The sequence below is a fragment of the Bacillus sp. C1 genome (genome assembly GCF_054570475.1).
In genome coordinates this window covers 703,504-719,508 of the sequence record NZ_JBTMZT010000001.1, presented here as the reverse complement: position 1 = coordinate 719,508, position 16,005 = coordinate 703,504, and the positions used below count along the sequence as shown (strand labels likewise).

Annotated in this window: 14 protein-coding genes; 1 reads left to right on the top strand and 13 read right to left on the bottom strand. The window is 36.5% G+C overall.

Annotated features, from left to right (window positions below; genetic code table 11):
* Window positions 1-31: 31 nt before the first annotated feature.
* The 10 genes from spoVE to ACX5JI_RS03835 all read right to left on the bottom strand — a co-directional run bounded on the left by spoVE (window position 32) and on the right by ACX5JI_RS03835 (window position 13,769).
* On the bottom strand, window positions 32-1,123 hold the full coding sequence (spoVE, locus tag ACX5JI_RS03880; protein ID WP_459500278.1) for a stage V sporulation protein E: 1,092 nt from the start codon (window positions 1,121-1,123) through the stop codon (window positions 32-34).
* 87 nt (window positions 1,124-1,210) lie between these two features.
* On the bottom strand, window positions 1,211-2,563 hold the full coding sequence (gene murD, locus ACX5JI_RS03875) for a UDP-N-acetylmuramoyl-L-alanine--D-glutamate ligase (RefSeq protein WP_459499768.1): 1,353 nt from the start codon (window positions 2,561-2,563) through the stop codon (window positions 1,211-1,213).
* Entirely contained in the window at window positions 2,564-3,538 is a 975-nt protein-coding gene (gene mraY / locus ACX5JI_RS03870) for a phospho-N-acetylmuramoyl-pentapeptide-transferase (protein WP_459499767.1), read from the bottom strand.
* A gap of 22 nt (window positions 3,539-3,560) precedes the next feature.
* A complete protein-coding gene (locus ACX5JI_RS03865; protein WP_459499766.1) occupies window positions 3,561-5,036 on the bottom strand; it encodes a UDP-N-acetylmuramoyl-L-alanyl-D-glutamate--2,6-diaminopimelate ligase in 1,476 nt (491 codons plus the stop codon).
* 280 nt (window positions 5,037-5,316) lie between these two features.
* The gene (locus ACX5JI_RS03860; RefSeq protein ID WP_459499765.1) at window positions 5,317-7,233 is read right to left on the bottom strand and encodes a stage V sporulation protein D; all 1,917 of its coding nucleotides are present in this window, start codon (window positions 7,231-7,233) and stop codon (window positions 5,317-5,319) included.
* Window positions 7,234-7,330: 97 nt separating this feature from the next.
* On the bottom strand, window positions 7,331-9,478 hold the full coding sequence (locus tag ACX5JI_RS03855; protein WP_459499764.1) for a penicillin-binding protein: 2,148 nt from the start codon (window positions 9,476-9,478) through the stop codon (window positions 7,331-7,333).
* Between the two features lie 22 nt (window positions 9,479-9,500).
* Window positions 9,501-9,863, bottom strand: coding sequence for a cell division protein FtsL (gene ftsL, locus ACX5JI_RS03850; protein WP_459499763.1), 363 nt, complete (start codon window positions 9,861-9,863; stop codon window positions 9,501-9,503).
* Between the two features lie 15 nt (window positions 9,864-9,878).
* Window positions 9,879-10,811, bottom strand: coding sequence for a 16S rRNA (cytosine(1402)-N(4))-methyltransferase RsmH (gene rsmH, locus ACX5JI_RS03845; RefSeq protein WP_459499762.1), 933 nt, complete (start codon window positions 10,809-10,811; stop codon window positions 9,879-9,881).
* Between the two features lie 374 nt (window positions 10,812-11,185).
* Window positions 11,186-12,802: a bacillithiol biosynthesis cysteine-adding enzyme BshC gene (gene bshC, locus ACX5JI_RS03840; RefSeq protein ID WP_459499761.1), complete on the bottom strand. Its 1,617-nt coding sequence runs from the start codon at window positions 12,800-12,802 to the stop codon at window positions 11,186-11,188.
* Between the two features lie 79 nt (window positions 12,803-12,881).
* A complete protein-coding gene (locus ACX5JI_RS03835; protein WP_459500276.1) occupies window positions 12,882-13,769 on the bottom strand; it encodes a 2-dehydropantoate 2-reductase in 888 nt (295 codons plus the stop codon).
* A gap of 302 nt (window positions 13,770-14,071) precedes the next feature.
* Between ACX5JI_RS03835 and ACX5JI_RS03830 the strand changes: the two genes are divergently transcribed.
* Window positions 14,072-14,545: an N-acetyltransferase gene (locus tag ACX5JI_RS03830; protein WP_459499760.1), complete on the top strand. Its 474-nt coding sequence runs from the start codon at window positions 14,072-14,074 to the stop codon at window positions 14,543-14,545.
* Between the two features lie 26 nt (window positions 14,546-14,571).
* Here the strand turns inward: ACX5JI_RS03830 and ACX5JI_RS03825 are convergent, their stop codons facing one another.
* The 3 genes from ACX5JI_RS03825 to ACX5JI_RS03815 all read right to left on the bottom strand — a co-directional run bounded on the left by ACX5JI_RS03825 (window position 14,572) and on the right by ACX5JI_RS03815 (window position 15,958).
* On the bottom strand, window positions 14,572-15,093 hold the full coding sequence (locus ACX5JI_RS03825; RefSeq protein ID WP_459499759.1) for an RsfA family transcriptional regulator: 522 nt from the start codon (window positions 15,091-15,093) through the stop codon (window positions 14,572-14,574).
* A gap of 129 nt (window positions 15,094-15,222) precedes the next feature.
* Entirely contained in the window at window positions 15,223-15,396 is a 174-nt protein-coding gene (rpmF, locus tag ACX5JI_RS03820; RefSeq protein ID WP_001984764.1) for a 50S ribosomal protein L32, read from the bottom strand.
* Window positions 15,397-15,457: 61 nt separating this feature from the next.
* On the bottom strand, window positions 15,458-15,958 hold the full coding sequence (locus ACX5JI_RS03815; protein WP_459499758.1) for a YceD family protein: 501 nt from the start codon (window positions 15,956-15,958) through the stop codon (window positions 15,458-15,460).
* Between the last annotated feature and the right edge of the window lie 47 nt (window positions 15,959-16,005).

Genomic DNA, 16,005 nt, shown 5'->3' with positions numbered 1-16,005 from the left:
CAAACGAAAAACCCTGTCTTATAAACAGGGTTTAGTAGCGAGAGTGACGACTTATATTCAATAGTACGCCAACTGCCATTAACATTAAGGTCAAACTCGAACCCCCATAACTTAAAAATGGCAAAGTAATTCCTGTAACAGGCATTAACCCTGTTACAACACCAACATTAATCATCACTTGAATCGCAATCATCGCCACAATACCTACTGCTAAAAACGTACCATATAAATCAGGCGCTCCTAATGCTATACGAATCCCACGCCATAATAACAGACTAAATAATAATAACACAAACGACCCACCAATAAAACCTAATTCTTCGGATAAAATCGCAAAAATAAAATCAGTTTGTGGCTCGGGTAAATAAAGAAATTTTTGCCGACTTTGTCCAAGTCCAAGTCCAAACAAACCACCAGGACCAATCGCAAGTAAAGATTGAATAATCTGAAATCCACTTCCGAGCGGATCTGACCATGGATCCAAATACGAAGTAATTCGTTTCATTCGATATGGTGCTGACGCAATTAATCCAACAAACCCTACTATGCCAATTAACCCTAACATGGAAAAATGAAAAACACGTGCTCCTGAAATGAAAATCATTACGATACATGTCCCAACCATTACAGTTCCTGTTCCAAGGTCTGGTTGTAACATAATCATGCCAAATGCAACAAATACAAAACTAAGTGCAGGAAGTAGCCCCCTTTTAAAAGAAGTGATTACCTTTTGCCTTTCTGCTAAAAATTTCGCCAAAAAAATAATCATCGCAAACTTCATAAATTCTGATGGCTGAATCGAAAATGCTCCAATCCCAATCCAGCTCCGTGCTCCTCCTCGAACAAGTCCAACTCCAGGAATGAGAACAAGGATAAGAAGAATAAAACAAACCAGTAAAATCACCTTTGAATAGGTTCGCCATGTCCAGTAGTCAATTTTCATAATAAAAAACATGGCAGCTACACCAATTCCCGCAAATAACAGCTGTCGTTTTGCAAAAAAGAATGAGTCACCCATCTTATAGGAAGCCCAGACAGCACTTGCACTGTAGACCATTATCATCCCAATTGTTAACAACAAAAGCGTAACGATAATTAAAATAAAATCAGGTGTTTTCTTCATTGGCAATGAGCACCACCTCTTTTAAAGAAGCTTTTTTCTATGTAACAAAACATCAGTAGGTGTTAGCCTACTGATGTTTTGTTTACTTTATATAAGTTTATGCACAGCTTGTATAAAAATGTCTCCTCTTTCTTCAAATGTTTTAAATTGATCCCAGCTTGCACATGCTGGTGAAAGAAGAATAACATCTCCATCTACAGAATGAGCATACGCTCTTTCTACTGCCTCTTCTAAATTATTGACAGTTTCAATGACATCTAATCCTGCTTTTTCCGCTGTCTTTACTAACTTTGGTGCGGTTTGTCCAAATGTTACAATCGCTTTTACATGTTCAAAATACGGAATTAACTCATCAAATTCATTTCCACGATCAAGGCCACCAGCTAGCAAAATAATTGGCTGTGTAAATGCAGATAGTGCTTTTTCTGTCGCTAGCATGTTCGTTGCTTTTGAATCATTATAGAACTTCCGATTGTTAATCGTCGCTACATACTCGAGACGATGTTTTACACCTGTAAAACGTTTTAACACTGTAACGATAGCATCATTTGTTACCCCTAGCAATTTAGCGATACTCATGGCTGCTAAAATATTTTCTAAATTGTGCTTCCCTGGTAAAACGATGTCCTTAATCTCAACAACTTTCTCACCTTGAAAATAAAGAGCACCATCTTTAATACATGCACCATCTTCAATTACCTTAGTAGCTGAAAATAACACTTTTTGTCCCTTACTATTTGCCGATAAAGCCATTACTTCTGCATCATCGGCATTTATAACACTATAGTCCGTTTCAGTTTGGTTTTTAAAAAGATTCGCTTTCGCTAAGCCATACTCTTTCTTTGTACCATGGTAATCTAAATGTGCTTCAAATAAATTTAAAAATGCCGCCACTTTAGGTTGGAATGTTTCCACTCCCATTAACTGAAATGACGAAAGTTCTGTAACTACTACTTCGCTTTCTTTCGCAAATTGTGCGACTTCACATGCTACTGTACCGATGTTTCCAGCAATAACAGGATGCTTTTCCCCTTCTTTCAACATCTCAAATGTTAACATTGTCGTAGTTGTTTTTCCATTTGATCCCGTAATCCCAACAAACGGTGCTGCTGAAATGCGATACGCAAGTTCTACTTCTGTCACAATCGGAATTTGTTTTTCTTTCGCTGCAACAAGTAATGGATTAGAATATGGAATTCCTGGATTTTTAACAACAAGGGAAATATTTCGTTCTAACAACTCTAGTGGATGTCCACCGCATACAACGTCCATTCCTTTTGCTTGTAATTCTGCAGCTAACACATTATCAGCTAATGGTTTTCCGTCATTTACAATGACATTTGCACCTAAGCTTTTTAATAAAGTTGCTGCTGCATAACCACTTTTTGCAATACCTAGTACAAGAATATTTTTATTTTGATAGTCAGTTACAGTTTTCAATTACATCCACACTCCGATATAAATTCCTAACATTGCCAATAAAAATCCTGCAGACCAGAACGTTACGACAACACGCCATTCCGACCAACCGCATAATTCGTAATGATGATGCAGTGGACTCATTTTAAAGACACGTTTTCCTGTTGTTTTAAATGAAATAACTTGAATGATAACAGATAATGTTTCCATTACAAATACGCCACCAATTACAACAAGTAATAGTTCTTGTTTCAATAAAATAGCTACCGCTGCTATCGCGCCACCTAAAGCGAGGGAGCCTGTATCTCCCATAAAAACTTTAGCTGGATTTGCATTAAATACTAAAAATCCAAGTACGGCTCCTACAACTGCCATACAGAAAATAGCTACTGCGTATTGATTTTGTGCAACCGCGATAACACCGAACGCTCCAAATGCGATTGCAGCTGTTCCCGATAATAATCCATCTAAACCGTCCGTTAAATTGACTGCATTTGATCCACCAATAAGCATAAATAGTACAAGAATAAAATATGCCCATTGTAAATCAAATTTCATTTCAGTTCCTGGAATCATTAAATGTGTATCAAATCCCTGTCCTTTTGCGATTACAAAGAATGCAATTGCAATAACGAGCTGGCCAATTAATTTTTGTTTTGATGTTAAACCAAGATTTCTTTTTTTAACAACCTTTATATAGTCATCTAAAAAGCCAATCAATCCATAACCAAATGTCACTAATAACAATAATGATACTTCCGTACCTAACTGTTTAAATTTAATTGCCATGATAAGTGTTGTAACCATCATAGACACATAAATAACGATACCACCCATCGTTGGTGTTCCTGATTTCTTTTGATGTGATTTTGGTCCTTCATCACGAATACTTTGCCCAAACTTTAACTTACGTAAAAATGGAATAAACAATGGCGAAAGGGCAACTGAAATTAAGAAAGCCACCCCAGCCGTTACTAATAAACCTTGTTCAAGCATCTGTAGTCCCCCTCTCATGTTGTTATTCTTTGTTGTTTAGACGCTCAGTGATTGCCTCTTTTGCAATTTCACGATCGTCAAAATGATGTACGTCTTTACCAATAATTTGATACGTTTCATGCCCTTTTCCAGCAATAATAATAATATCTTCTGCTTTCGCTTCTGAAACTGCATGGAAGATTGCTTCTTTTCGATCCGCAATTACTTCATAATTATTTCCGTTTACGCCTATTAACATATCATCCAAAATAGCTTTTGGGTCTTCGCTCCTTGGATTATCTGAAGTCAAGATTGCATGTGTTGCATATTCTGTAGCAACGCCAGCCATAATTGGCCTTTTCGTCCGATCACGGTCCCCGCCGCAACCAACAATACAATACACTTTTCCTTTTGCGAATTGCTTCGCTGTTGTTAACACATTTTCTAAACTATCTGGCGTATGTGCATAATCAACAATAACTGTATAATCTTGTCCTCCATCCACAACTTCAAAACGACCTGAAACTCCAGTTAACTTTTGCACAACATCAACAATCGTTTGTAAAGATACACCAGAAACAAGTGTAGCGGCGATTGCTGCTAACACATTGTATACGTTAAACTTCCCAATTAACTTCATCGTAATATCTATACTTTCATTTGGCGTAACAAGGGTAAATTTCGTTCCACCACTCGTCATTACAATATCTTTTGCCATAATATCACTATGTGTATCAATTCCATAGGTAATAACGGTAGCAGCAGTACTTCTCATATACTCTTCCGCTACTGGATCATCATTATTTAACACAGCGTATTTTTCACGATTATGGTGGTAGCTATTACCAAGTTGAGCAAACAACAAGCCTTTTGCATGCTTATACTCTTCCATCGTTTTATGATAATCTAAATGATCTTGTGTTAAATTTGTAAATACAGCCACGTCATAATCACAACCATGAACACGGCCAAGATCTAAAGCATGTGACGAAACTTCCATTACCGCGCTATTTACATTTTTCTCAACCATACGGTAAAACGTTTGCTGAAGTGTCAGTGCATCTGGCGTTGTATTTTTCACCTCAAATGTTTCATCATCAATTTTCATATTAATTGTTCCAATTAGCCCTGTTTTATGACCATGTGCACGCATAATTTCATCCATGATATGCGATGTTGTTGTCTTTCCATTTGTACCTGTAATGCCAATCAAGTGTAACTTATGCGTTGGCTGCTCGTAAAAACAATCAGCTAAAACCGCTAAAGAACGATAGGTATTTTTCACAAGTACAACTGGAACGTCAACATCAATCGGTCTTTCCGCAATAATAGCAGCCGCACCTTGCGCGGCTGCTTGCTTAGCAAAATCATGGCTATCAACCGTATACCCTTTCATACATACAAATAAGCTTCCATTCGTCACTTTACGTGAATCAGCTTCAATAGATGTAATTTCTGGATTCTCTTTTGGAACAACTGGAAAATCATGCAAACATGATACAAGTGTGTGCAACTTCATTTCACTAAACCCTCTCTACATTGTTTATTTATTTCTTACTTAATAAGCAGTTCTCCATCCTTCATTTGTTAAAGATTGAGAAGAGGAGCATTTGCTAAGCCCGATACATCAGACTCATTTATCAGTGAAGCATATATACTAGCCAAGCTGATAAAGTTTTACTTTACTTCTTATGTTGAAGAGCAATATCTGTTTTCATAGAAAATCAATTTCTATGAAAACAGATATTGATATTATCCCAACTTCCACCAATTGTATCATAAAACACAACCTCTGACCTTTAATTCCCAAAGTAAATTCGGATTTTTGAACCTTCCTTTACTTTCGCGCCAGCTTCTGGTGATTGCTTAATTACTTTCTCTCCATCACCGCTTACATCAAGCTGTAAGTCTACAAGTTGCGTTTGTAAATCTTTTTTCTTCATCCCAATTAAATCTGGAACTTCTATTGTTGGGGTATCTCCCCATTTATATTCCCTCTCCACTTGCTCCTTGCGTGGCTCAACTCCCATAACAGGAAGGACATCGCGAAGAATATTCCCTACAATTGGCGCAGCAACAACACCACCAAATTGCGTAATTCCTTTTGGATTATCAACTGCAACATACACAACAATTTGCGGATCATCTGCTGGCGCAAATCCAATAAAAGATACGATATAGTTATTATCTAAATACTTCCCATCTTTTACTTTTTGAGCAGTTCCTGTTTTCCCACCAACACGATAGCCATCAATATACGCACCTTTTCCAGAACCTTTCGCTACAACATTTTCTAACGCATAACGAACTTTTTCCGATGTTTCCTTGGAAATAACCTTTTTTTTATCGACTGGTGTTTTCTTTCTTACAACTTGATGATTCGATGGATCAACAAATTCTTTCGCAATATAAGGTTGATATAACGTCCCGCCATTTACAGCTGCTGCTACTGCAGCGACTTGTTGAATTGGTGTAACAGAAACCCCCTGTCCAAAAGCCGTCGTTGCTTGTTCAACCGGTCCAACCTTATCTAAGTTGAATAAAATCCCTTTTCCTTCTCCTTGTAAGTCAATTCCTGTCTTCTGTCCAAAACCAAAATCACGAATGTATTGGAATAACTTTTCTTTTCCAAGCCGATCTCCAAGCTCAATAAAACCTGGGTTACAAGAATTTTGGACGACTTCTAAAAACGTTTGACTCCCATGGCCACCAGCTTTCCAACAATGTAACTTAGCACCGCCCACTTCAGCTGCTCCATCATCATAAAACGTATCTTTCTCCAAGTCTACTAATTTTTCATTTAAAGCAGCCGCAAGTGTAATGATTTTAAAAGTCGATCCTGGCTCATATGTACTCCATACAGGCAAGTTTCGATTAAACACTTCTGGTGAAACACTCTGAAAATCTGCTGGATCAAAACTCGGGCGACTTGACATCCCTAAAATTTCACCATTTTTCGGATTCATCGCAATCGCGATCATACCATCTGGGTCATACGTCGAATCTGCGATATTCATTTCTCTCTCTATAATCGTATTGATTCGAGAATCGATTGTTAATTTTAAATCTAAGCCGGCTTCTGGCTTCTTAAAATCATCACCGACATTCGGCATCCTTTGTCCTTTCGCATCCGCAAAAAAACGCACATGCCCTTTATCACCATTTAACTCTTTATCATAATACGCCTCAAGTCCCATAAGCCCTTGATTGTCACTACCAGCAAACCCTAATACATGCGATAAATATTTTCCGAACGGATAATACCGAATGGAATCTTCAGCAATATAAACACCTTTTAAACTTAAAGCACGCACTTCTTTTGCTTTATCATGAGAAATCTTTCTTCCGCCTTTATCCAATCTGACAATAGACTCTTTTTTTGTAATCCGCTTATAAATTTCTTCTTTTTCCACACCTAAAACTGCAGCTAACTTCTCTGCAGTCTCTGCTGTTTTTTCAATTTGCCTCGGTACAACAAAGACAGTTGGTGCACTTTTATTCGTCGCAAGTTCTACACCGTTGCGATCTAAAATTTTTCCACGCTCGGGCTCAAAAGTAATATTTCGGCTCCACGAATCCTTCGCCCGATCTGTTAACATATTCCCAAGAAAAAACTGCACATATCCAAGACGAATATCAATAATTGTAAAAATGAGTATACCTGATATCAATACAAAAATGAGTCTTTTTCGAACAGTCACATTTGATACACGCATACTGGAACAAACCTCCTTTACGCCTAGCTTGTTCCAATATATGCTTGTACCTGTCCGAATAGAACCTCTCATCCTTCTTACATTATGCCCCTAAAATTTATGGTTTTTCTGCCTCTTGCTGTGGTTCAAGTGGTGGTACTAGCGTTACAGCTAATTCCATACCTGCTTGTAATGGCGTTCCTTCCGCCACACTTTGTTCTGTCACATACCCTGTACCAGATGGCTTCAAATTAAGATTTAATGTTTTCGCTAAATTCATTACATCACGAAGTGCCCATCCTTGTACATTTGGCATCAACGGGTTATCCCCTACTAAAAAGACTCGATCACCCTTTAATGTTTTTTCAGTCGCTTTTGGTACTTGTTGTTTTACTTTTCCTTCACCTAGTATAATCGGACGGAATTTAGCCTTTTCTAATGTTGCTTTTGCCTCTTCCATCGTTTTTCCAGTTACATCCGGAACAACCGCCTGTTGCTCTTTCACATATTTCTTCGTATCTTTCACTTCATTCGGTTTAATTTTCAAGTACTCTAAGCTATTTTTCGTTACAGATTTAAACATTTCTGCAAGTGGTTGTGCTCCGTATTCATTATCTTTTAATTTCGGCTGCTTAATTGCAAAGTAAACAATTAACTGTGGATCGTCCATTGGTGCCATACCAAGGAATGAGAAAATATAATTTTCTCTTCCAGTCATATATCCACCTTTTCCATCTGGAATTTGGGCTGTTCCCGTTTTACCACCAACAGAGTATCCGTCAATTTTATATGCATTCCCTGTTCCTTTTGGTGATGTAACAACGCGTTCTAATAATTGTCTTACTTGTGCTGCTGTTTCTTTTGTGACCGGCTTTCCTACTTCTTCTGGTTTATTCTGTAATTCCACCTTATTCGTTATTGGATCTACAATACGATCAATTGTATAAGGTTTCATCATTTTCCCATCATTTGCAATTGCAGTCGCAGCTTGTACAAGCTGTATCGGTGTTACAGTAGAACCTTGTCCAAACGCCGTTGTTACCTGCTGAATTTTTTGATCAAATATAATTGTATTTGATCCTTCACCAGGTAAATCAATACCAGTCTTTTCATCCAATCCAAATTTATGAATATATTGACGAAAACGATCTGGACCGAGTTTTTGATCTCCTAAAATTGCAAATGCAACGTTAGAAGAACGCTCAACCCCTTCATCGAATGTGATAGATCCCCAACCTGCACCATTATTATGGTCTCCTATTTTACGATTTCCAACTGTATACGTACCTGACTGGTAATATTCTTGACCGTTATATACACCTTCATTAATCGCTGCAGCTAGTGTAAAAATCTTCATTGTAGACCCCGGCTCGTACGCATTTGCAATTGGATCATTTAAAAAGTATTCAATATCTCGCTTATTCGGATCATAGCTAGGTTGACTAGACATCCCAAGGATTTTTCCTGTTTTTGGATCTGCAACTATTCCAATTAGCATAGAAGGTTCATAATGCTGATCAGCTTCTTTCATGGCATCTTCTAAGAACCCTTGAATACGTTGATCCGTTGTTAGGTACACATTGTCTCCATTTTTCGGTGGCTTTACATTTTGTTTCCCACCATCTAGAGAAACACCATTACGATCCCCTGTATATGCTACGCTTCCATTAGACGCACGCAAATACTTATCTAAACTCTTTTCTAATCCAAATTTCCCTTCTGCAATCCCATCATCATTCGGTTTAGCAAAACCTAACACGTAAGATGCGAAATCTCCATTTGGATATACTCTAGCTTTTTCTGTAACAAATGAAATACCTGATAAGTTTAAACTTGCTATTTGTTCTTTCTTCTCTTTTGTTAAATTCTTCCCTAGCGTTCCGAATTCCACCTGACTCTTATCTTTATTTAAAGTAGCTAAAATTTCATCTTCACCAGTTCCAAGTACACCTGCAATTTTTTTTGCAGTGTCCTCTTTATCTTGTACAGCATTTTTACCTTTTAACTCCGCGACAAGCTTATATGAGTTTGCATCTTGCGCTAACACACGTCCATTTTGATCATAAATCGTTCCACGGTTCGCTTCTAGTACACCTTTTTTATTATGTTTGTCTTGTGCAAGCTTTGTTAAATCTTGATCGTGTACTGTTCCGGTTGCTTGAATATAAAAGAATCGGGCTAACAACAGCAAAAAGAGCAGGAGGAAAAATATCATAAAGTAACCTGCTCCTTTATTGGTATGAATTTTGTTCATATTCGTCTTCATATTTTCTTCACACCTACTATATTTAATGTAAACCTTTCACATTATTCGCATTAATTTCTAGCCCGTGTTTTTTTGCGATTTCTTCGATACGCTCATAACGACTTAATTTCTCCACTTCAGCTTGCAACTCTTGATTTTGTTTTTGTTGTGTTACAATTTTCTGTTCTATCGTCGCTGCTTCTGTATTCACTTGATACAACCCCGCCTTATTTCCAATAAAAGCAACGCACGCATATAATAAAAAACCAACAAAAGCTACATACAATAATTTTTCAATCCTTGTAATTTTTGTTTTTACCTTTGGTTGTACGCTTTGTTGCGGAGCTTGAGATTGTACTTGTTCTTGCACTTGTTCTTGTTTATACTTTACAGCTAAATTTGTCATACCTCTCTCTCCTTTTTATCGTTTTTCAGCGATCCGTAACTTCGCAGAACGCGCTCGATTATTGTCTTCTAACTCTTCATCAGAAGGTAACGTTGGTTTCCTTGTAACAAGCTTTAGTTTTGGCTTGAACTCATCAGGAATAATCGGTAAGCCTGGCGGAAGCTGTGGCGTTGTACTATTTCGTTTAAACGTTGTTTTACAAATACGGTCTTCTAACGAGTGGAACGTAATAACACTAATTCTTCCACCTGGCTTGACCATTTCAATTGCAGATTCCAACGCTTCCTCAAATACTTTCAATTCATCATTTACAGCAATACGAATTGCTTGGAATACTCGTTTTGCAGGGTGTCCACCAGTTCTGCGAGCTGGAGCAGGAATTCCTTCTTTAATTAACTCCACTAACTCCCCCGTCGTTTCAATCGACTTATTTTCACGATACGCTTCAATTTTCCTTGCAATCTGCTTTGAAAATTTTTCTTCACCATATTGGAAAAAGATTCTTACGAGTTGTTCATATGACCAGTTATTCACAACATCATATGCAGTTAATGAGGCATCTTGATCCATCCTCATATCTAAGGGTGCATCATGATGATAACTAAAACCACGTTCTGGTGTATCTAATTGCGGGGACGAAACACCTAAATCAAACAGAATTCCATCTACTTCTGTTATTCCTAATTCATGTAGCTTTTCTGACAAATAGCGGAAATTACTCTTTACTGTTATAAATTGATCACCGTAAGAAGAAAATTTTTCTTTTGCATTTTGAATCGCAATCTCATCTTGGTCAAACGCAATTAATTTTCCCCCTTCTGTTAGCTGGGATAATAAATAGGAACTATGGCCTCCACCACCTAGCGTACAATCTACATATGTACCACCCGGTTTTATATCCAAACCATCTACTGTTTCTTTCAAAAGAACTGTTACATGTTTAAACATTGTTGCACCTACTTTTTGCAAAATAATTATGTTGAATGTCTCTCTTTTTCCCTTCTAAATAAACCAGACAATATATCGGGAAATGAATGTGCTGAAAACATTTCGCATTCAACTTAGCGTAAGTGGACATCTAATATCCACAAATCGCAGTTTCATTTTATTATATACTAAATTTTATCATTTTTTGCGGGAAATGAAATAAAAACATGTCGAAAAACATAATAATACGTTTACATTTTGTTCTATTTTGTCATATACATCCTTTTTGCTATTCATTTCATACTCTCAATCCAACAGTTTGATAATTCAGTTTCTTTCGTTTTACAGTTAATTCCACAAACTAAAAATAAAATCCTGCTCCTAAGAGCAAGATTTTATAGTTTTATAATATGATGTTTTCCATCCCAAGAGTAAGATTGCTTCATTATTCGTTCAACAAAATCTAATCCAAATTGATTTAAATAATAACATATATTCCATACACGTTCTTGTGGTGCGCCCAACGGACGGAGCGCGTATTGCAAACGACGAAATTTATTCAGCTCTATTTCATGTTTTTTCTCAACATTCCGTTTTAACATTCTTTCTAATAGCTCAATTTGTTCTTTAATTTTCAACTCATTTTTCTCAGCAAACGGCTGTAATCCTGGGTCTACTTTTTTTACAAACTGTTGTAAAGAAGCATGAATGTCCATCATTCTTTCTGTAGCCTCTATAAACTTATCATCAATTGGTTCTTCTATTTGATTAGAAAGCCACTCTTTACGTAACATATCTATATCATTTATAAATGGATCACTCTCTTGTAACTGTAAATCGTGTAAATCGGTTAAAATATCACGTTCCACATAACTAATTGTGAGCCTTGGAACAACCGGAGGTACCATAAACCCGAACACATGAAATACTTGCTGTAATTCACTCCAATAAGCAATTTCACCAGGACCTCCAACAAACGCTAATGTTGGAAATATATACTCCTGCATAAGTGGTCTTGTTACAACATTATTGCTAAATCGTTCTGGTTTTTTTTCCATTTCCGCTATCAGTTCTTCATACGAAAATGAATAAGCACCCTCTTTCCCAACAAATTTTCCATTCTCTTCTTCTAACAACACACGTTCTTCATCAATTTGCATAAATATGTGCACTGCGCTAGATTTCGTTTCAATAATCGGTTTATATCCTTGTTTTTTTACTAACTGTTGTTGACTTTGAAGACCAACCTGCAGTTCTTTATATCGACTTAGTATTTGCTTAAAAAAAGAAACTTCCAATTTTCTTAGCGCTGGATGATGTGAATCAACAAGAATTAAGCCTGAATCTGTAAATAATTTCATAATAAGATGCGCAAAGAAATCTACATATGTACGCGACACCTGCAGTGCATCTTCAACAAACTGTAATACATCCTTTGTAAAATTTGTTTCTGGATATGTTTTGAAAATTTCTTCAATCCACTTTCTACAGTCTTCTATTGAAAGATCAGACTGAGAAGCACTCGCTTTGTTAGGATGACGATCATGAAAAATCGTCTTTTTTATTTTTTTATTTTTCGTTACAAACATATGATTAATTTCATCAATGTCGTGATCTTCACCAGCAATCCAAAATACAGGAACGACGCGAACTCCTAAACTGGCTTCCTTTTCTTTTGCAAGTTGTAAAATCGAAATAATTTTATGTACGGTATAAAGAGGTCCTGTTAATAGTCCTGCTTGTTGTCCTCCTACAATAACATATGTATTTTCGTCCGCTAGTGCCTTTATATTCTGAAGAGTACGCTCTCCAGCATGCAAATGAGTATTATACTCTAATAAATGCGCCACTAAATCTTGACGGAGAAACTTCTTATTACGCAACTCATGCAGACGCTGCTCGAATCCTTCTTCTGTCAATGGATAATCGAAGTATGCCTGCACTTCTTCCTTACCCTTCATATAGTCCGCCACAATACCTTGTAGTGGAACAGAGATTTCTTTTATCTCCATATCATTCTTCCTTTCCTATCCTGTTCTCTCACCAATCCAAATTGTAGTCAATGTTGAATGTAAAAGCAAAGAATATCTCTTATACTTCTAATCCCTTTATTGAATTGTATACAAATTGCAATGTAGGGACTTGCTTTTGCTGTTTCTTTGCTTCTTCTATCACATAACCAATAATAGCATCGATTTCCGTTTGTCGACCTTCTCTTATATCAGCTAGCATAGAGGATGTATTACTAGCTGTAGTTTTACATACACGACAAACTAATTCCCATAATTCCTCTTTTTTTTCCTCTCCGACAAGAAACACGGCCTCTTGAAATATTTGCTCCATAACTTTATAAAAATAAGGATTCGACAACAACGCTCCATTTTGCGCCCCAAATAAAGCCGTTAGTGGATTAATACAGACATTTATTATAAGTTTATTACACATCGTTTGTTTCCAATCTCCCTCTACTCGCACCGGAAAATATTTTGGAGAAAAACAATCTAATAGTGGTTCAAATTGAGATACATCACCATTTATCACTCCAAACTTTGTAACTCCTACTCCTGTATGATTCACTGTATATTCATTTTCTTTTTTTGCACCATGCTCTACAATTCCCACTGCTACATTTTCACATTTTATTTTTTGTAAGATAGGCAAATGAGCCATCCCATTTTGCAAAAAGATAATCCGCCTTTGCTCTTTTATAAGCGGAAGTATATTCACTAAATGATATTGTTTTACAGCAATGAATATATAATCCATTTGTTCGAAGACAATATTCTCCACTGGTATAGCATGTATACGTACCGTTTCCATTTTTCCGTTACAATTACACCTTATTCCCTCCTGCATGAACTTTTCCGCTTGTTCTGCTGTTCTTGTAAATACTGTAACATTCTGTTTATTCTTTTTTAAATAAAATGCAAAAAGCAAACCAATCGCTCCTGGGCCAACAATTCCAATTTTCATCTTTATTCTTCAAAAGTTCCTACTGAGTACCAAAAAGAAATAAATCCTCTCACCTACCAGCATTCTTTTGATTTCCTCCTCCCCATGCTCGTCCTCACATTAATTATATCTTATTTATATTTTAACAATCGAAAGTACATTTCATAAATATATATCAATCCGCTACCTATGGCTAGGATAGCAAACACTAAAAAAATACTGAAAGAAATATTCAATTTTATTCATAAAATCGAAAAAATGAGTTATAATATTATTGGAAATATTTATACTTTTCTTTATTTACAAAAACAAGAAAAGGATGTGGCTTTATGACATTCCCAAAAGTAGAGCGCTTGCTCACCAATTATAAAACGTTAGATGAATTTAAAAAATTTAAAGGCTGTGGCGCTCAAGAACTCTCCATGTTTGAAGAATTACAAGCAAATATTATTGAAAATGATAGCGAATCTCCATTTTACGGTATTTATTACGGTAGATCGCTTATCGCACGTATGAGCTTGTACATGAGAAGGCTTGGTGAATCCAACCTTGAAATTACCGGCCCTTATGTGGAACTTTCAAAACTTGAGGTATTAGCAAACTTTCAAAAACAAGGTTTTGGTCAAATGCTTGTTAACTATGCAAAACAACTACAATTTCCGATTAAAACAACAGCCCGTATTCAATCCGCTGCATTTTGGGAGAAACAAAATTTCGAAAAAATCTCAACAACTGATGGCGAATTTTATATTTGGCATCCAGAAACTAATTTGAATGCGGTTATAAACGAAGAATCTGCATAAAAAAAACAGCTGTTATTCAGCTGTTTTTATTTTTTCAACTTTTCTAATGTTTCATGCTCATGCATCAAATCTCTTTCTTTTGTTTCTAGCACCATTACACTTCGTTTTCGATCAATATAATCAAGCAAAGTACGATACTCTTCCTCATATACAGATAAACGCTGTAAAAGACGTTCCTGTTCCTTTTGTAACAATTCAATTTTTCGGTGTAATTCTTTTCCGTCTTTCTCTTCTTTATATTTTTGCAAAAACGCAATAACATCATCTAATGTAATTGCTACTGGAGAAAGCTCCACTACTTTCGGCCGCTTTACTTCATAATTTCCCACCTTACGAATTTGTTTTGCCTCTTCAATACGTTCCTTATATTGCTTTCTAACATAAGAATTCCATCTAAATCCGCATGCTGCAGGTGTACGAGATAAGTGTCTACCTACCTCTTTAAATGCGGAAAGTTGCGTTCCACCTTCACAAATATGCCGGAGTACCACTTCTGCCAGAAGTAAATCTTCATCATCAGTCCATGCATCTTGTCTTGTTGTCGCCATCTCTCTAGTCCTCCTTATGCATTTTTTATTAAACATATGCAGTTACTAGAAAAGATAGAATACCAATATGTAAAGATCAGACAAAAAAAATAAACGTAGAAGAATATCTTCTACGTTTATTTTTTGCAATTACTTGCTGATTACTTCTTTACCTTTGTAAGTACCGCATGCTTTACATACACGGTGAGCTAATTTCGCTTCACCACAGCTTGGGCACTCTACCATACCAGGTACTGATAATTTGAAATGCGTACGACGCTTTCTTTTTACTGTTTTAGAAGTTCTTCTAAAAGGTACAGCCATTCTTCCCACCTCCTTAAAAGAAATAGTTATTTTCATATGAAGGCCTGAACCAGTCTTCCGATTATTTGTCAAAAAACTTCGCAAGTCCTGCTAATCTTGGATCCACAGGCTTTTCTTTGCTTTCTTCCGAAATCACTTGCCAGTCTTGACCTTGCGTCGGTGCTCCACCGGAAACATCATCACTGAAAATTTGCATTGGAATCTCCAAAAGTATATTTTCCTTTATTATCGGGAGTAAGTCAAGTACTTCTCCTTCTAAGTAATGAATTTCTGCTTCCGTTTCATACTCTTCTGCTGAAGTTTGGAACACCTCAGTTGTTTTAATGTCAAATGGTAATGTTACATCTACTAAAGAGCGAGAACATGGTAACACCATGTTTCCAGTTATATGTAGATGAAACGTAAACTTACTAGAGCCAAAATCAACTCTACCTGTTACATGAACAGGATTAATTTCACGAATCTCTTTCTCGACTTCTTTTAGCTCACTTACATCTACCATCTCATCCAATGTCAATCCTTTATTTCTCAATTTGTTCAATTGATGGATGGACCATTTCATATCATATCACCTCAAGGCAACAAACAAAATTATAGCTAGCCATTTTA